The 17,113-nt window shown below is 69.8% G+C and carries 21 protein-coding genes; 8 read left to right on the top strand and 13 right to left on the bottom strand.

Annotated features, from left to right (window positions below):
• Positions 1-241 precede the first annotated feature (241 nt).
• From ABZ412_RS28105 to ABZ412_RS28090, 4 genes are all read left to right on the top strand, one after another.
• Positions 242-454, top strand: a complete 213-nt coding sequence (locus tag ABZ412_RS28105; protein WP_357285824.1) for a hypothetical protein — start codon at positions 242-244, stop codon at positions 452-454.
• 193 nt (positions 455-647) lie between these two features.
• On the top strand, positions 648-1,103 hold the full coding sequence (locus ABZ412_RS28100) for a peroxiredoxin (RefSeq protein WP_357285822.1): 456 nt from the start codon (positions 648-650) through the stop codon (positions 1,101-1,103).
• Positions 1,104-1,187: 84 nt separating this feature from the next.
• A complete protein-coding gene (locus ABZ412_RS28095) occupies positions 1,188-1,781 on the top strand; it encodes a permease (protein ID WP_357285819.1) in 594 nt (197 codons plus the stop codon).
• 183 nt (positions 1,782-1,964) lie between these two features.
• Complete coding sequence (locus ABZ412_RS28090) at positions 1,965-2,471, top strand: MarR family transcriptional regulator (protein WP_357285817.1); 507 nt, start codon at positions 1,965-1,967, stop codon at positions 2,469-2,471.
• 3 nt (positions 2,472-2,474) lie between these two features.
• Here ABZ412_RS28090 and hisI read toward each other — a convergent pair whose 3' ends face one another.
• The 6 genes from hisI to ABZ412_RS28060 form a co-directional block, all read right to left on the bottom strand.
• The gene (gene hisI, locus ABZ412_RS28085) at positions 2,475-2,846 is read right to left on the bottom strand and encodes a phosphoribosyl-AMP cyclohydrolase (protein ID WP_357285815.1); all 372 of its coding nucleotides are present in this window, start codon (positions 2,844-2,846) and stop codon (positions 2,475-2,477) included.
• Positions 2,843-3,616, bottom strand: a complete 774-nt coding sequence (hisF, locus tag ABZ412_RS28080; protein WP_357097965.1) for an imidazole glycerol phosphate synthase subunit HisF — start codon at positions 3,614-3,616, stop codon at positions 2,843-2,845. Before hisF ends, hisI begins: the two co-directional genes overlap by 4 nt.
• A 16-nt stretch (positions 3,617-3,632) precedes the next feature.
• The gene (locus tag ABZ412_RS28075; RefSeq protein WP_357285812.1) at positions 3,633-4,451 is read right to left on the bottom strand and encodes an inositol monophosphatase; all 819 of its coding nucleotides are present in this window, start codon (positions 4,449-4,451) and stop codon (positions 3,633-3,635) included.
• A gap of 6 nt (positions 4,452-4,457) precedes the next feature.
• Complete coding sequence (gene priA / locus ABZ412_RS28070; protein WP_357097970.1) at positions 4,458-5,189, bottom strand: bifunctional 1-(5-phosphoribosyl)-5-((5-phosphoribosylamino)methylideneamino)imidazole-4-carboxamide isomerase/phosphoribosylanthranilate isomerase PriA; 732 nt, start codon at positions 5,187-5,189, stop codon at positions 4,458-4,460.
• 97 nt (positions 5,190-5,286) lie between these two features.
• Positions 5,287-6,030: an NAD(P)H-binding protein gene (locus ABZ412_RS28065; protein WP_357285810.1), complete on the bottom strand. Its 744-nt coding sequence runs from the start codon at positions 6,028-6,030 to the stop codon at positions 5,287-5,289.
• Positions 6,031-6,088: 58 nt separating this feature from the next.
• The gene (locus ABZ412_RS28060; RefSeq protein WP_357285808.1) at positions 6,089-6,544 is read right to left on the bottom strand and encodes a MarR family transcriptional regulator; all 456 of its coding nucleotides are present in this window, start codon (positions 6,542-6,544) and stop codon (positions 6,089-6,091) included.
• A gap of 100 nt (positions 6,545-6,644) precedes the next feature.
• Between ABZ412_RS28060 and ABZ412_RS28055 the strand changes: the two genes are divergently transcribed.
• The 3 genes from ABZ412_RS28055 (at position 6,645) to ABZ412_RS28045 (ending at position 9,346) form a co-directional block, all read left to right on the top strand.
• Positions 6,645-7,112, top strand: coding sequence for a nuclear transport factor 2 family protein (locus ABZ412_RS28055; protein WP_357285806.1), 468 nt, complete (start codon positions 6,645-6,647; stop codon positions 7,110-7,112).
• A gap of 79 nt (positions 7,113-7,191) precedes the next feature.
• A complete protein-coding gene (locus ABZ412_RS28050; protein WP_357285803.1) occupies positions 7,192-8,382 on the top strand; it encodes an FAD-dependent oxidoreductase in 1,191 nt (396 codons plus the stop codon).
• Positions 8,383-8,392: 10 nt separating this feature from the next.
• Positions 8,393-9,346: a sigma-70 family RNA polymerase sigma factor gene (locus tag ABZ412_RS28045; RefSeq protein ID WP_357285799.1), complete on the top strand. Its 954-nt coding sequence runs from the start codon at positions 8,393-8,395 to the stop codon at positions 9,344-9,346.
• Positions 9,347-9,360: 14 nt separating this feature from the next.
• On the opposite strand, the gene ABZ412_RS28040 is transcribed toward ABZ412_RS28045, so the two are convergent.
• Positions 9,361-10,140 (bottom strand): alpha/beta hydrolase, encoded by a 780-nt coding sequence (locus ABZ412_RS28040; protein ID WP_357285797.1) that lies wholly within the window; start codon positions 10,138-10,140, stop codon positions 9,361-9,363.
• A gap of 59 nt (positions 10,141-10,199) precedes the next feature.
• Between ABZ412_RS28040 and ABZ412_RS28035 the strand changes: the two genes are divergently transcribed.
• Positions 10,200-11,966: a GNAT family N-acetyltransferase gene (locus ABZ412_RS28035; protein WP_357285794.1), complete on the top strand. Its 1,767-nt coding sequence runs from the start codon at positions 10,200-10,202 to the stop codon at positions 11,964-11,966.
• Between the two features lie 42 nt (positions 11,967-12,008).
• Here ABZ412_RS28035 and hisH read toward each other — a convergent pair whose 3' ends face one another.
• The 6 genes from hisH to ABZ412_RS28005 form a co-directional block, all read right to left on the bottom strand.
• Entirely contained in the window at positions 12,009-12,647 is a 639-nt protein-coding gene (hisH, locus tag ABZ412_RS28030) for an imidazole glycerol phosphate synthase subunit HisH (RefSeq protein ID WP_357285792.1), read from the bottom strand.
• Entirely contained in the window at positions 12,644-13,270 is a 627-nt protein-coding gene (hisB, locus tag ABZ412_RS28025; RefSeq protein WP_357286005.1) for an imidazoleglycerol-phosphate dehydratase HisB, read from the bottom strand. Before hisB ends, hisH begins: the two co-directional genes overlap by 4 nt.
• A 2-nt stretch (positions 13,271-13,272) precedes the next feature.
• On the bottom strand, positions 13,273-14,427 hold the full coding sequence (locus tag ABZ412_RS28020; protein ID WP_357285789.1) for a histidinol-phosphate transaminase: 1,155 nt from the start codon (positions 14,425-14,427) through the stop codon (positions 13,273-13,275).
• Entirely contained in the window at positions 14,424-15,761 is a 1,338-nt protein-coding gene (hisD, locus tag ABZ412_RS28015) for a histidinol dehydrogenase (RefSeq protein ID WP_357285787.1), read from the bottom strand. The genes ABZ412_RS28020 and hisD overlap by 4 nt, the downstream gene beginning before the upstream one ends.
• 126 nt (positions 15,762-15,887) lie before the next feature.
• On the bottom strand, positions 15,888-16,703 hold the full coding sequence (gene yidC / locus ABZ412_RS28010) for a membrane protein insertase YidC (RefSeq protein ID WP_357285784.1): 816 nt from the start codon (positions 16,701-16,703) through the stop codon (positions 15,888-15,890).
• Between the two features lie 103 nt (positions 16,704-16,806).
• Complete coding sequence (locus ABZ412_RS28005) at positions 16,807-17,103, bottom strand: DUF6412 domain-containing protein (protein WP_357285781.1); 297 nt, start codon at positions 17,101-17,103, stop codon at positions 16,807-16,809.
• Positions 17,104-17,113: the final 10 nt, after the last annotated feature.

Below are 17,113 nucleotides of genomic sequence, written 5' to 3'. Positions count from 1 at the left end.
CCCCATCATTCCAGGCCCACCGGGCGGGATCTAAATCGCTCTCCCCGCCCAGCCGACCGGGCCGCTGCGGCGAATACCTGAAGCGGTCTCACCGCGCTCGCGGCGGTAGCACGCGGTATCCCCCATTTTCGAGAGGAGATCAACACAGATGTACCCCTCGCAACCGGTGGCTCCGGAGGGTCCACGGCACGCAGCTCCGCAGATGGCCCCGGGCCTCATGCCCGGCCAGCCGCCTCGGATGATGCATATGAACCCCGGCGGCAAGTACTCCGCCATCTCCTCGTTCGTCACATACGTGAAGGCGCTGGAATCGCTGGATCCGGGCAACTTCCCCGATGAGTACGCCGAGCACACCGACCGCATCAAGGAGCTGAAGCCGTTCCTGCGCGCCCACGGCATCCTCGACGTCATGCACATCAAGAACCCGGAGGTCGCCGCCCTGATCGGGGCGTGACGCCGCACCGACACCGCGTGTCGGGGGTGGTTGGGGCTCCGGGGGGCCGACTCCCAGACCCCCGGGCGGGGAAGGCTCCGACCGGCCGGCGCCAGTCACCCGCCAAGCCCCGTGCCCGGCAAGGGATTCCGGCCGGACGGTGACCGTGTCCCCGGATAGCTCGTGCACGATGAATTGGGGGTAGGGTACGGGCATGAAGGTCGGTCAGCTCGCACCCAATTTCGAACTATCGGATCAGTCCGGCACCCCGCGTTCGCTCGAGTCACTGCTCGCGGACGGCCCGGTGGTGCTGTTCTTCTATCCCGCGGCGAACACGCCGGTGTGCACCGCCGAGGCGTGCCACTTCCGGGATCTGGCAACGGAATTCAAGGCCGCCGGGGCCAGCTGCGTGGGCATCAGCGCGGATTCGGTCGAGGTGCAGTCGGGATTCGCCGAGAAGCAGGGACTGGGATACCCGGTGCTCTCGGACCCGGGCGCGAAGATCGCCGCGGAGTTCGGCGTGAAGCGCGGCCTACTGGGCGCGATCGTGCCGGTCAAGCGGACCACCTTCGTGATCGACCCGGATCGGACCGTGGCCAAGGTGATCAACAGCGAGATGCGCGCCAACGTGCACGCCGACGAGGCCCTGAAGTTCCTGCGCGAACGCTGACGGACCGCTCCCGCTCGGTCCCGGCGGCGCGACCCCGTCGCGTCGGTGCTTCGCCCGTCGACAATTCGGACATACGCTGAGCGCATGACTACGGCCGGCACCGAGCAGGAGCGAAAGTCTTCAACCTTCGTCACGTGGCGCAATCGCATCATCGCCGCGGTCGTGACCCTGGCGGTGCTGTGGCTGTCCTATCTGATCCTGGCCGCGTTCATTCCGCGGTGGTGGGCGCAGCGCCTGGGGGAAATGGTCGGTTCGAGTTTCGCCAAGGGCATCTGGTATGGCCTGTTGATGGGCCTGATATGCACGGCGGCGCCACTGTTCCTGTTCCTGGCGGCGGGCCTGTCCTGGCGTAAACGGGCCGGAAAGTTCGTTGCGGGCGGGGCCGCCGTGCTGGCGCTGGTCCTCGCCATCCCGAATTTGATGACGCTGACCATCGTGTGGGGCAACTCCAATGCCGCGCACGCCGGGGAACGCATTCTCGACGTCGACGCCCCGGGATTCCGCGGCGCCTGTTTGGCGGGCGCGATCATCGCCGCCCTGCTGTTCCTGCTGGTCGCATTTCTGTTGGTGCGCAGGCGATTCCGCCGGCACCGCGCCGACAAGCAGCGAAACGAACCGGAAAAGCCGAGCGTGTCGCCGGAAACTCCGGCAAATCCTCCCGAAGTCGGCACGAACTAATTCCGCGCCAACACGGGTGATCGATGTCACGTCAATCAGCAACACCGTGACTGACGAGCGAAGTCGTGGCAAACTTTGACGTGCGAGTGACTTGTTCGATGCCGCGACACGGGCTCTCGAACGGTCGGGGACCAACCGTCACTCGGCCGGTACGAGAGGGCGGCGCGCACGGTGACCAAGTCGATGAATCCCCAAGAACAGCGAGCTTGGCGAACCTTGATCGCGCTCACCACCCGGCTCCCCGCCGCTTTGGATACCCAGCTGCAACGCGAGTCCGGGATTACCCATTTCGAATACTTCGTTATGGCGCTGCTCTCCGAAGAACCCGATCACCGCTTGCAGCTGAGCGACCTCGCGCAAAAGGCAAACGCGTCGCTATCACGGCTCTCGCACGTGGTCTCCAAACTCGAACGACTCGGCTGGGCGCAACGCATGCCGCTGACCGGCCGTCGCGGAGCCCAGGCCGTGCTCACCGACGCGGGATATCGCAAGGTCAGCGCAGCCGGTCCCGGCTATCTGGAGTGCGTGCGCGGCCTGGTGTTCGACGGCCTCGACGCCGATCAGACCGAACAGCTGCTGACACTCGGTGAAACCCTGGTGGCGCAGCTCGACAAGGGCATGACCCGCGGGCTAGGCCGCTCGGGGCGGCCCAGCTCGCATCTGGCGTTGGATCCGACCGAATCCGACTGAGGCTCAGCCCTCGTCGGACAGCAGCCGATCGCCCTGCGACAGCAACACATCGGTGTCGAAGCAGGTGTGGGTGCCCGTGTGACAGGCCGCGCCCTCCTGGTCGACGATGAGCAGCACGGTGTCGCCGTCGCAGTCCAGCCGCACCTCGTGCACGTACTGGGTGTGGCCGGAGGTCTCGCCCTTGACCCAGTACTGCTGCCGCGAGCGCGAGTAGTAGGTGCCCTTGCGGGTGTCGAGGGTGCGGGCCAGCGCCTCGTCGTCCATCCACGCCATCATGAGCACGTCGCCCGTGCTCTTCTCCTGGGCGATGGCGGCGAACAGGCCGTCGGCATTGCGCTTGAGGCGCGCGGCGATCGCCGGATCCAGGCCGCTCATCGAACCGTGATTCCTTCCGTGCGCATGGCGTCCTTGACCTCGCCGATGGTGAGATCGCCGAAGTGGAAGACGCTGGCGGCCAGCACCGCGTCCGCGCCCGCCTGCACGGCCGGGGCGAAGTCGGCGACCTTGCCCGCGCCGCCGGAGGCGATGACCGGCACCGACACCGCGGCGCGCACCGCGCGGATCATGGTCAGGTCGAAACCGGCCTTGGTGCCGTCGGCGTCCATCGAGTTCAGCAGGATCTCCCCGACGCCCAGTTCGGCGCCGCGCACGGCCCATTCCACGGCGTCGATGCCGGTGCCGCGCTTGCCGCCGTGGGTGGTGACCTCCCAGCCGGACGGGGTGGGGTCCTGGCCAGCGGGCACGGTGCGGGCGTCGACCGACAGCACGATGCACTGCGAGCCGAACCGCTCCGACATCTCGCGCAGCACCTCGGGGCGGGCGATGGCGGCGGTGTTCACCGACACCTTGTCCGCGCCCGCGCGCAGCAGCCGGTCCACGTCCTCGACGGTGCGCACGCCGCCGCCGACGGTGAGCGGGATGAAGATCTGCTCGGCGGTGCGGGTGACCACATCGATCATGGTGCCGCGGTCGCCGGTGGAGGCGGTGACGTCGAGGAAGGTCAGCTCGTCCGCGCCCTGGGCGTCGTAGGTGGCGGCGAGTTCCACGGGATCGCCCGCGTCCCTGAGGTTCTCGAAGTTGACGCCCTTGACCACGCGCCCGGCGTCGACGTCCAGGCACGGGATCACGCGTACCGCGAGTGTCATTTCTCCGCCTCGAATGTCATTGTTCTGCCTCTCCTCGGACCCGATCGGCGGTGTCGGCGATCAGTTCCAGTAGTTCCTCGTGCACGCCGGGCGCGGCGGCCAGCACCGAACCGGATTCGATGGTCCACGGCTGCCCCAGCAGGTCGGTGACCACGCCGCCCGCGGCGCGGACCAGCGCCACGCCGGCCGCGTTGTCCCACGGGTGATGTCCGAACACCACGGCCCCGCCCAGAATTCCGGACGCGGTGTAGGCCAGGTCGATGCCGGTCGAGCCGTACATGCGCTGCCGGCCCGAGAGCCGGCTCAGCGCGCCCAGCAGATTGAAGCGGAAGATGCCCGGAATCCGGCCCGCCCCATCGATATTGAAACTGCCGAACCCGATCATGGCGGTGGCCAGTTTGGCCGGGGCCAGGCTCGGCAGCGGGGTGCCGTTGAGCAGCAGCGGCCCGCCGTCGACGGCCGCGTAGCGCTGGCCCAGGATCGGCAGCCAGGTCAGGCCGATGACGGGGACGCCGTCACGCACCAGCGACAGCAGCATCCCGCACATGGGGCTGCCCGCCGAGTAGTTGAAGGTGCCGTCGATCGGGTCGAGCACCCACGCGGTGCCGGAGGTCAACTGCGGGCCGCCGAATTCCTCGCCGTGCACCGGGATTCCGGTGCGCTCGGCCAGTCGCTGCGAGATGGTGCGCTCGAGTTCCAGGTCGAGTTCGGTGGCGAAGTCGTTGCGCCCCTTCTCGACCGCGCTCGGCGCCCCGATGCCCTCGACGAAACGCGGTGCGGCGGAGTCGAGCACCGCGCTGGCGATGCCGAGCAGTTCGGCGAGTTCGGCGGGCATCGGCGGTTATCGAACCGCGGCCAGGGCTTCGGGCAAGGTGAACCGGCCCGCGTACAGGGCCTTACCGATGATCGCGCCCTCGACGCCCTCGTCCACCAGGGTGGCGATGGCGGTCAGGTCCTCGAGCACCGAGATGCCGCCCGAGGCGATGACCGGCGCCTCGGCCGCGTTCGCGACCTGGCTGAGCAGATCCAGGTTCGGCCCGGTCAGGGTGCCGTCCTTGGACACGTCGGTGACCACGTAGCGCGAGCAGCCGTCGCGCTCGAGCCGCTCGAGCACCTCCCACAGGTCGCCGCCGTCGGTGACCCAGCCGCGGCCGCGCAGCCGCCACTCGCCGTCGATGAGCTTCACGTCCAGGCCGACGGCGACCTTGTCGCCGTACTCGCCGATGGCGCGGGCGCACCACTCCGGGTTCTCGATGGCCGCGGTGCCGATATTGACGCGCGCGCAGCCGGTGGCCAGCGCCGCCTTCAGCGACTCGTCGTCACGGATGCCGCCGGACAGCTCGACCTTCACGTCGAGTTCGCCGATGACCCCGGCGATGATGTCGCGATTGGACCCCTTGCCGAACGCGGCGTCCAGGTCGACCAGATGCACCCACTCCGCCCCCGCCTGCTGCCAGGCCAGAGCGGCGTCGCGCGGCGAACCGTAACTGGTTTCGCTGCCCGCCTCTCCCTGAACCAGGCGTACAGCTTCACCATTGGCGACATCGACGGCAGGTAGCAGCACAAGACTCACGGGGTAAGCCTAGTGGTTGCCCGGTGTCACACCGTTCGCAGGGTGAACCGAGTCGCGGCGGGGCGGCCACCGCGCTCGGCCGCCCTCCGTCGCGATTTCACCGCCGGGCGAGCCAGTCCGCGAGCCGGGTCGGGGCGAGCTCCGCGCCGGGGCCCGGAACCAGGCTGTCGGGACCCAGGAGGGTGCCGAAGTATCGGGCCTGCGGGTCGGTGACCACCTCGCGGGGGTCGGATCGGGCGGTCAGCACGGTGCGAATCCACTGGTCGAGGCCGAATTTCTCGGGTCCGCCGACCTCGAGCGCGCCATTGCGAGGCGAGTCCAGCGCGGCCCGCGCGGTCGCGGCGGCGACATCGTCGGCGGCCATCGGCTGGACGCCGCCGTCGGACAGCCGCACCACGCCGTCAACGGTGGCGGAATCGGCTATGCCACCGGCGAATTCGAAGAATTGCGTGGCGCGCACGATCGTGTACGGGAGGCCGGAACTCCGGATCAGTTCCTCCTGCGCCGCCTTCGCTTTCAGGTACCCGGATTCCGGCAGGTCGCCCGAGCCGACCACCGACAACGCGACGTAGTGGCCGACGCCCGCGCTCTGCGCGGCGCCGAGCAGGTTGGCGGTCGAGATGCGGAAGAACGCCATGACATCGTCGTCGGCGAACGACGGCGAATTGGAGACGTCGACGACGACGTCCGCGCCCCGCAGCGCCTCTTTCACGCCGACACCGGTCACCGTGTCGACGCCCTTGCTCGGCGAGGCCGGAACTGCCTGGTGTCCACTCTCGCCCAAACGGTTGACGACATTCGACCCGATCAGGCCGGTGCCGCCGATGACGACAATCTTCATGTCCGCTCCTTCCGTTGTCGCGCTTGCCTCGGCTTCCACCATCCCACCGAGCGGTTGTTCAGCTGCCTCCGGCGTGCGATTCGAGGATGCGATTGAGGGTCAGGACGAAGTTCGCGCGTTCGGCGGCGGTGAACCCGGGCAGGAGTTCCTGCTGTGCCGCTTCCAAACGTTCGTCGAGCTCGGTGAGGTGGGCTCGGCCGGCGCGGGTGAGCGTGAGGGTGTTGCGGCGGCGATCGGCGGGGTCGGGGGTGCGGGTGACCAGCCCGCGGTCGGCGAGGTCGTTGACCGCGGCGACGACGTCACTGCGGTCGATGCCGGTACGGCGTCCGGCTTCGGCCTGACTGAGCGGGCCGTGCTCGTCGAGGGTGGCGAGCAGGGCGTAGTGGTAGCGACGGGAACCGGTGGGTTCCAGGGCCTTCTCGGTGCAGCGGTTGGCGATGATCGCGGCCTGGCCCAGGAGGCGGGTGGGCAGGGCGCGCAACCGGCCGGAGGCTCCTTCGGGCGCGGTGTCCATGACAGCGAATCTACCAACACTTGTTGGGAGCACCCACGATCAGTTACATTGGTTTCACCAACGTTGGATTGACCAACAATCTCGTCGAAAGACTCTCACCATGAACGCGATCGACATCAGCACCAGCCGAATCCAGGACCTGGCCGACAAATTCGAGATCACCGAGCTCGTCCACCGCCTCGGCCGCGCCCTCGACGAGGGCGACTGGGCCGAACTCGCCACGCTCTACACCCCCGACGCCACCGCCCAGACCCCGGGCGGCCGGGCCGTCGGCCGCACCGCCCTGGTCACCCAGGCCAGCCGAAACCACTCCCCCGACAAGCACATTCAGCACATCATCACCGGAATCATCGTCGACCTGGACGGTGACACCGCCCGCGTGCGTGCCAACCTCCTCGCCGTCTTCGCCTGGGGCCCCGCCCACGACCCCACCCTCGGCTCCCAACCCCGCCTCACCCTCGGCGAGGTCTACCGCTTCGAGGCCGCCCGCACCCCCGACGGCTGGCAGTTCGCCGGCGTCGCCTCCTCCCCCGTCTGGTCCGTCGGCGCCCGCCCGACGCGGGAGTGACCCACCTCACCGGCGGTGCTGTCAGGAATCCGCGCGCTGTCTCGTTCAGAGGGCACGCGAACCAGACAGGAGCGAAATCATGCAGCACCGCATCGTCGTCCTGGGGGCCGGCTACGCCGGCGCCTTCACCGCCGGATACCTGGCCCGCACCCTCCATTCCCGCGACTTCGAGATCACCGTGGTCAACGCCGAACCCGATTTCGTCGAACGACTGCGGCTGCATCAGCTCGCGGCCGGACATGCGCTGCCGCACCGGCCGCTGGCGGAGGTGTTCGCGGGCACCGGCATCCGGCTACGGGTGGCGCGGGTGATCGGTGTCGACGCCGACCACCGCAGCGTCACCATCGCCGACGCCGACGGCACACACCGCATCGAATACGACACTCTGCTCTACGCGCTCGGCAGTACCGCCGCCGTGCACGACGTTCCGGGTGCCGCGGAGCACGCGTTCGACGTCGCCGGACGGCCGTCCGCGCTGGCTCTGCGCGCCCGTCTGGACGAGCTCGGCGAGCACGGCACGGTGCTCGTGGTCGGTGGCAATCTGACCGCGATCGAGACCGCCACCGAGATCGCCGAAGCCCGACCAGGACTGCGGGTCCAGCTGGCCACCAGCGGTGAACTGGGCGGCTGGCTGGGCCCGAAGGCCCGCCGTCATCTGCTGCGCGCGTTCGATCGATTCGGTATCGGGATCCACGAGCACACCGCCATCGCGCGGGTCGAGGCGCGGCGGGCCGTCGCCGACGATGGGACCGTCTTCGCCTCGGATGCGATCGTGTGGACCGCGGGCTTCGCCGTCCATCCGATCCCCGCCGACAGTGGCCTGGCGGTGGAAGCCAACGGGCAGATCACGGTCGACCGGCAGATGCGGTCGGTCTCGCACCCGGAGGTGTACGCCGCGGGTGACTGCGTCTTCGTCATCGGCGAGAACGGTCGTCCACTGCCGATGTCGTGCGCGTCGGCGGGATTCACCGGCATGCAGGCGGCGGCCGCGATCCTCGGCGACCGGACCGGGCGCACCGTCAAGGCGACCACCCTGAGTTACGTCGGCAACCACATCAGTCTCGGCCGTGAGGATGCGATCTTCCAGCTGGTCGACGGTGCCGGGCAGGCCAAGCCCGGGGCACTGTGCGGCCGACCGGCGGCGCTGGTCAAGGCGGCGATCGTGGCAGGCAGCGGCTGGAGCATCAGCCACCCGACCTTCGGAATGCCAAGCCGCACACGCCGCTTGGCGCCGGCCCGCCCGCACCCGGTCGATGTGGTCACCACATAGGGTGAAGCTCATGGATGCCGCCACCGTGGCGTGTTTCGAGGCCAGTCGCAACCGGCTGGCCTCCCTCGCCTACCGTCTGCTCGGCTCGGCCGCCGACGCCGAGGACACGGTGCAGGACGCGTTCCTGCGGTGGCAGGCGGCCGACCGGGACTACATCGAGGTCCCCGAGGCGTGGCTGACGAAAATCGTCACCAATCTGGCGCTCGACCGTCTCCGCTCGGCGCGGGTCCGCCGCGAACGCGCGGTCGGCGCCTGGATGCCCGAACCCTTGCTCGACGGCGACCCGATGCTGGGCCCCGCCGAAACCGCCGAACAACGCGAATCGGTGACCGTGGCGGTCCTGCTGCTGATGGAGCGCCTGAGCCCGCTCGAACGAGCCGTTTACGTTCTGCGCGAGGCCTTTTCCTACACCCACGCCGAAATCGCCGACATCCTCGCCATCACCGAATCCGCCAGTCAGCAGCACGCCCACCGAGCCCGCCGCCGAATCACCGTCTCCGCCGACAACACCGGCAGCGACCCCGCCGCCGCCCGCAGCATCGTCCAGGCTTTCGTCGAGGCCGCCACCTCGGGCCGCACCGACCACCTCGTATCCCTGCTCACCGCCGACGCGACCGCCACGTCCGACGGCGCGGGCGGCTCGGCGCCCAAGCTGATCCACTTCCTCACCCCCGAACGCGTAGCCATCGCGGTCCGAGCCGGCTTCACCCCCACACCCGCCAAACTCCGCCAGTTCAACGGCTCCCCCACAATTCACGCCGCCATCCTCAACGGCTGCCCAGCCATGCTCATCACCCTCGCCGACCGAATCCTCAGCGTCACGATCCTGGAACTGCGCGACGACAAGATCGCCGCCCTGCACGGCATCGGCGCCCCCGGTCGCCTCCACCGCCTCACCGAGCAATGGGGACGCCGCGACCACGACGCACCACTCGTCGAGCTGTGGAGCCGGACTCCCGAGTAGCGCTGCCGTCGTGCCTACCCGTGTCGTGCCACGTCGTCGCACAGGATGCTCGGCCAGCGAGCGAGATCGGCCGGTGTGTGCGCCACCTCCAGAGTGGCCTTCGGCAGCAGGTCCACCAGCGCCTCGGCGGTCGACACCGGATGGGCGGGGTCGTCTGTCCAGGCCAACACGGTGGTCGGCACGTCGATCGCGGCGATCGCCTCGGGGGCGGGCAGGTCGCTCATCGCTGCCCCGCGGAACAGTGCGGGCAGTAGGTGCTCGGCGACATCCGGCACGGTTTCCGGCGTTCCGACGGTGGCCGGCGGGCGAGGCGCGGTGAGATCGGCGCCGAGGAAGGCGGCGAGTCCCTGCTCTTCGATCAAGCGGGCATTCTTGCGGTAGATGTCGGCCTTCGCGGCTCGGGTGCGCCAAGCGGTCGCGGGCACGAGCAGGGTGAGGCCGGCGAATCGGCCGGGATCGCGGACAGCGGCATGCAGCAGTGTCCCGGTACCCATCGACGGACCGACACCGTGCACCTGTTCACCGGGGAACCAGTGGTCGAGCAGGTTCAGCAGGTCATCGGCCAGAACCGGCCACCGATAGTCCTCGGGGACGGCACGACCCGTCGAGTGGCCGTGGCCGCGCGCGTCGTACCGCAGCAATCGGGTTCCGCTGAGTCCGCGGCCGAGATCGAGGTCCATCAGACGGTCGCGGTGACGGCTGGAGGTGAGGCCGTGGAGTTGGACGACCGGGTGGCCACCCTCGTCGCTCAATTCCACGTCGATGTCGGCGCCGGAAACGCGGAAGGTCGGCACGGTGGCTCCAGTGTGCTGGTGAGACGGCGATCGCTCGAGAAGGAGCCTAGGATACCGTCATGCGGCTGACCAACGTCGCGCACCTGCGCCTGCCGTTCGGCCGCCTACTGGGCTTCGACGTCACCGTGGGGCGGGTGGGCCGATCCCTTCCCGTGTCCTTCGACCAGCGACGCCATGTCGGTGCCGGCGACCGAGCGGGATCCTGGATGGCGTTGTCCTTCAAGCTCTCCGCGCCGGTACCGCCCGACGAGCTCGCGGCCGCCTGGCTGGCGGTGATCGAGCGGCACGGCACGCTGCGGTCGGTCTTCGTGCCGGGCCCGGACGGCGAGCCTCAGCTGTACGAGGTCGATATCCTCCCCGGCGGCTGGGTCGAGCATGTGATCGCTCCGGGGCAGGCGGTCAACGATGCGCTCCGCGCCGTGCTCGACCGTGCTTGCTCACCGTACAGTCGTCCGTCGCATCGGCTCTGTGTGCTCGAGACCGCGGTCGGGCCGACCGTGGTGGTCGCCGCCGACCACTCGCACGTCGACATGTGGTCGATGCTGGTGATCGCGCGTGACCTGCTCGCCGCGCTGGCCGCGGTGCAGCAGGGTCGTTCACCGTCGTTGCCGCCCGTACCCGCCTTCGCGGAGCACACCCGCGCGCTGCGGGACCGCCCGCCGGCGCCCGCCGAGGTGCACCGCCGCTGGGCAGAGGTGCTGGCGGGCAGTGGCGATGTGATGCCACGGTTCCCGCTGTCGCTGGGTGAGGCGACATTGCAGCAGGAGCGCGTGGAGGTGCGCGATGTCCTCGACGTCGACGACAGCGCCGCCTTCTCGGCGCAGGCCCGCGACGACGGCGTCTCGACGCTGGCGCTGGTGGTGGGGGCGATGACCGAGGTGACTCGCGAGCTGGCCGGCACCGCACTGCGAGCGGTGTTTCCGGTGCACAGTCGGTACGACACCACCTGGCACGACTCGGTGGGGTGGTTCATCACCAACTCGGTGCTCGAGTCGGCCGACTCCGATCCCCGCGCCAGTGCCGAGGCGGTGAAGGAGGCCGTCCGGATGGGGTCCTGGCCACTGGAGGACATCCTGCGTCCGTGGGGCGGGATGCCCGAGGCGCCGGGGATGTTCGCGATTTCGTGGCTGGACCTGCGCCGGCTGCCGGTGCGAGTCGACGCGACCGGATTGGAGGCGCAATACGTCGGCGCGACGATTCGGACCGACGGCGTGATGCTCTGGTTCGTCCTCGACGAGACCGGGCTGCACCTGCGCTGCCGGTACCCGGACACTCATGAGGCCCGGCAACACGTCGGCGCCTGGCTGGACACGCTGATCGCCCGGCTGCAGGCACGGGCACGGGCTTCGGTCGGCGGCCGGCTCCGACTCGGCGACCGGATCTATCGTGTGCAGCGGGCGGCGCGTGCCGACGTTCCGGCGCTGGTCGCGCTGCTCTCCGATGACGAGATCGGCCGTGCCCGCGAAGGTTCCGACATTGCCCGCTACGAGGAGGCGTACGACGCCATCACCAGGGATCCCTCGCACTATCTGGCCGTGGTCCGGGACGAGGGCGACAGGATCGTCGGCACCATGCAGCTCACCATCATTCCGGGCCTGTCCCGCGGCGGCGCCACCCGCCTCCAGATCGAGGGAGTTCGGGTCGCCGCCTCGGAACGCTCTCGCGGCATCGGGACCGCGATGCTCGAGTGGGCGCACGACCACGGCAGGCACCGAGGTGCGACGCTCGCGCAGGTCACCACGGACCGGGTCCGCACCCGGGCTCACGCCTTTTACGCGCGGCTCGGGTACGACAACAGTCACGTCGGGCTGAAGCGGGCGCTCTGACCGATTCGCCGCGGAACCCGGGGGTTGGGCGAGCGCGGTCGATCAGATCGAGTCGACCCAGTTGCGGAGGAGATGGGCTCCGGCGTCGCCGGATTTCTCGGGGTGGAACTGCGTCGCGGAGAGGGGGCCGTTCTCGACGGCGGCGAGGAAGGGGACGCCGTGTTCGGCCCAGGTGAGTTTGGCCGGGGCGATCTGGCCGCCGCCGTCGTCGGTCCAGCCCCAGTGTTGAGCCGCGTAGGAGTGGACGAAGTAGAAGCGGGTGTCGGCGTCCATGCCCGCGAACAGGACGCTGTCCGCAGGAGCCTTGACCGTGTTCCAGCCCATGTGCGGCAGGATCGGCGCGTTCAAACGCTCGACAGTTCCGGGCCATTCGGCGCAGCCGTCGGTCTCGACGCCGAACTCGACACCGCGCTCGAACAGGATCTGCATGCCGACGCAGATGCCCAGGACGGGGCGGCCGCCGGAGAGGCGTTTGCCGATGATGCGGTCGCCGCGGACGGCGAGCAGGCCGGACATGCAGGCGGCGTAGGCGCCGACGCCGGGGACCACGAGACCGTCTGCGTTCAAGGCGGTTTCGGGGTCGGCGGTGATGATGACCTCGGCGCCGGTGCGGGCGAGGGCGCGGCCGGCGGAGTGCAGATTGCCGGAGCCGTAGTCGAGCAGGGCGATCTTCTTGGTCACAGCGAACCCTTGGTGGACGGGACCCCGGACACGCGCGGGTCGTATTCGACCGCGGCGCGCAGGGCACGGGCGACGGCCTTGTACTCGGCTTCGGTGATGTGGTGCTGGTCGCGGCCGTAGAGGACGCGCACGTGCAGGGCGATGCGAGCGTTGAGGGCGATCGACTCGAACACGTGACGGTTGATCACCGTCGAGTACGACGCGGTCGGGGCGACGCTCGGAATGATGGTGTGCAGCATGTGATCCGGCTCGCCGGTGTGCACGCAGTACGGCCGGCCGGACACGTCGACGACGGCGTGGGCGAGGGTCTCGTCCATCGGGATGAAGCAGTCGCCGAAGCGGCGGATGCCCTTCTTGTCGCCGAGCGCCTGGCCCAGGGCCTGGCCGATGACGATGGCGGTGTCCTCGACCGTGTGGTGGGCCTCGATCTCGATGTCGCCCTTGGCCTGGACGGTGAGGTCGAAGCTGCCGTGCTGGCCGAAGGCGGTCAGCATGTGGTCGTAGAACGGGACGCCGGTGGAGATGTCGGTCTTGCCGGAGCCGTCCAGGTTGAGCTCCACCACGATGCTGGACTCGCGGGTGGTGCGCTCGACCCGGGCGATGCGGTCGGCGGGACGTTCGATGGTCATCGGGCGATCAGCTCCTCGGACGCCAGTTTCGCGCTGACGCGCAGGAATTCGTCGTTCTCGGCGGCCAGGCCGATGGTGGTGCGCAGGTAGCCGGGGATGCCGACATCGCGGATGAGCACGCCCTCGTCGAGGTAGTGCTGCCAGGCGCGCGCCGCGTCGGCGAAGCGGCCGAACAGCACGAAATTGGCGTCGGACGGGATCACGTCGTAGCCCAGCCCGGTCAGCGCCGCCATCACGCGGTCGCGCTGCGCGGCCAATTCGTGGACGCTGCCGAGGGTTTCGTCCGCGTGCCGCAGCGCCGCCCGCGCCGCGGCCTGGGTGACCACGGACAGGTGGTAGGGCAGGCGCACCAGCAGCATGGCGTCGATGACCGCGGGCGCGGCCACCAGGTAGCCCAGCCGGCCGCCCGCGAAGGCGAACGCCTTGGACATGGTGCGGCTGACCACCAGCTTGGTCGGGTACTTGTCGATCAGGCTGATGGCGCTGGGCGCGGAGGAAAACTCGCCGTACGCCTCGTCGACCACCACGATGCCGGGGGCGGCGTCGAGGATGCGCTCCAGGTCCGGGATCGGGATGCTGTGCCCGGTCGGATTGTTGGGGCTGGTCACGAAGACCACGTCGGGGTTCTTCTCCCCCACCGTGAGCACCGCGTAGTCGATGTCGAGGGAGAAGTCGCCGTTGCGCTTGGCCTCGATCCACTCGGTGTCGATGCCCTCGGAGATGATCGGGTGCATCGAGTACGAGGGCACGAAACCCAGTGCGCTGCGGCCGGGTCCACCGAACGCCTGCAGCAGCTGCTGCAGGATCTCGTTGGAGCCGTTGGCCGCCCACACATTGGCCACGTCCACCGCGACGCCGGTCTGCCGGGTCAGGTAGGCGGCCAGGTCGGTGCGCAGGCCGACCGCGTCGCGGTCCGGGTACCGGTGCAGGTCGGCGGCGGCCGCGCGCACGGACTCGGCGACGTCGTCGACCAGGTCCTGGCTCGGCGGGTGCGGGTTCTCGTTGGTGTTGAGCTGGACGGGCACCGTCAATTGCGGTGCGCCGTACGGGCTCTTGCCGCGCAGGTTGTCGCGCAGCGGCAGGTCGTCGAGCGAGATGGTCGAGCCGGGAACGGTCACGGCGCCTTCCTCCAGGCCGGCCTGGGCGCTCACCGCAGCTCTCCGAATCGCGCCTGCACGGCCTGGCCGTGCGCGGGCAGGTCCTCGGCATCGGCCAGTGCGACCACGTGTCCGGAGACGTCCTTCAACGCGGCCTCGGTGTACTCGACGACGTGGATGCCGCGCAGGAAGGTCTGCACGCTCAATCCCGAAGAGTGCCGGGCGCATCCGGCGGTGGGCAGCACGTGGTTGGAGCCGGCGCAGTAGTCGCCCAGCGACACCGGGGACCAGGCGCCGACGAAAACCGCTCCGGCCGAACGCACCCGGGCGGCCACGCCCGCGGCGTCGACGGTCTGGATCTCGAGGTGCTCGGCGGCGTAGGCGTTGACCACGCGCAGGCCCTGCTCGATGTCGTCGACGAGCACGGTGCCGGACTGCTTGCCCGACAGCGCTTCCGCGACCCGGTCGTGGTGTTTGACGACGGCCATCTGCGCGGTGAGCGCCGCGTCCACGGCGTCGGCGAGTTCGACGCTGTCGGTGACCAGGACGCTGGCGGCGAGCACGTCGTGCTCGGCCTGGGAGATGAGGTCGGCGGCCACGTGCGCCGGGTCGGCGGTGGCGTCGGCGAGGATGGCGATCTCGGTGGGCCCGGCCTCGGCGTCGATGCCGACCAGGCCGCGGCACAGCCGCTTGGCGGCGGTCACGTAGATATTGCCGGGGCCGGTGATCAGGTCGACCGGTTCCAGCTGCGCGCTGTCGGTGTCGATGCCGCCGTAGGACAGCAGCGCCACGGCCTGCGCGCCGCCGACCGCCCACACCTCGGTGACGCCCAGCAGCTGCGCGGCGGCCAGGATGGTCGGGTGCGGCAGACCGCCGAACCGGGCCTGCGGCGGGGAGGCCACGACCAGCGACTCCACGCCCGCGGCCTGCGCGGGGACGACGTTCATGACGACCGAGGACGGGTAGACGGCATTGCCGCCGGGCACGTACAGGCCGACCCGTTCGACCGGCACCCACCGCTCGGTGACGGTGCCGCCGGGCACCACCTGGGTGGTCTTGTCGGTACGGCGCTGGTCGTCGTGGACCTTGCGGGTGCGTTCGATGGCGACCTCGAGGGCCGCGCGCACGGCGGTATCCAGCTCGGCGAGAGCACGCTCGAGTTCGGCGGCCGGCACCCGCACCGAGGCGGGGCGCACGCCGTCGAACTTCTCGCTGAATTCCTGCGCGGCCTCGACGCCCCGATCGCGGATCGCCTCCACGACGGGCCGCACATGATGCAGCACCGAGTCCACGTCGACGCCCCCGCGCGGCAGAGCCGCGCGCAGTTCGGCAGCAGTGGGAGTACGTCCGCGCAGGTCGACGCGGGCGAGCTCGATGCGGCTGGTCATAGCGCTGTGCAGTCCTTGTCTGTGCTGATTCGAGGGGGTTCGCGACGCAGCCGAAACCGCTTGCGACCAGCTACCAGCCTATCCGGTCACCGCCACCGCTTTATCCGCGCATCACCCGAGCGCCCGCTATTCGTGGGCGACCGCCGCCGACCCGGTGCTTTCGCCGCGTCCGCCCCGCTCGGCGCGGTCGTCGCCGAAGCGGGTCGCCACCACGTGTTGCTGGGCGAATGTCCAGGCATTCTGGGTGACGAAGTACAGCAGGATCGCGATCGGCATGACCGGTCCGACCACCAGCGCGCCCGCCGGGAACACCCACTGCGACAGGGTGTTCATGATGCGCGCGGTCGAGGCCGCGGGGCCGTCGGCCGGGGCGGGCTGGCGGGCGATGGCGGCGCGGGCGGTGAAGTGGGTGGCGATGGCGGCGATCACCATGAGCGGAATGGCGACCGCGGCAATGGTTCCGAAGTCCGAACCCGCCCCGGACAGCGTGGCCGCCAGCGGCGCGCCGAACAGTTTCGCGTCCAGGAACGACTGGACCTGCCCGGCGCCGAACACGTAATTCTGGGTGTGACCGGGCTGGAAGGACCGCAGCACGTGGTAGAGCCCGATGAACACCAGCGCCTGGCCGATGATCGGCAGGAACCCGGTCAGCACATTGACCCCGGACTCCTTCTGCAACTCCTGCATGGCCAGCGCCTGCTGCTCGCGGTCGCCCGCGTGCTTGCGCTTGATCTCCTGGATCTGGGGCTGCATCTCGGCCAGCTTCCGCGAGAACCGCAGTTGCGCCACGAACGGCTTGATGAGCAGTGCTCGCAGGGTGAGCACCAGGAACACGATGGCCAGCACCCAGGCCAGCCCACTGGTCGCGCCCAGCACGGACGCGAAGGCGGTGTGCCACAGCCACAGGACGGCGGACACGGGGTAATAGATGAAATCGAGCACGGGAGAACCTCGCTGCGCGGCACCCGCACACACGTGCGGGCGAAGGGAATTCGGGATCGCGAAGCACCCGACCCCCGGCTACGACCGCACGGCCGTACGCGGGTCAGGCCGCGAGAACCCCCGGCGCCCGCGGCCGCGGCCGACCCGGCGCATCCGGATTGCTCTGCCGCAGAAACGCTCCCCGCCGCCGCTTCCCCGCCGATTCCGCCGGTCCGGCACTCACCCCGGCCGCCCGCAGCGGCCCGCGCGCGGACAACACCGCCGCGGTCACCGCGACCAGCGCGACCGCGCCGAGCACGATCAGCGAATCAGGATGTGCGGCACCCAGATACAGCACCGCCCACGCGGAGACCACGAGCGCGCACACCAGCAACGCCGCCGTCCGAATCCGCGTGATCATGCGCCCGACA

It is taken from the genome of Nocardia sp. NPDC005746 (assembly GCF_040630785.1).
Taxonomy (GTDB): domain Bacteria; phylum Actinomycetota; class Actinomycetes; order Mycobacteriales; family Mycobacteriaceae; genus Nocardia.
The sequence above is the reverse complement of the archived record's forward strand: the minus strand, read 5'-3'. Positions and strand labels throughout refer to the sequence as shown.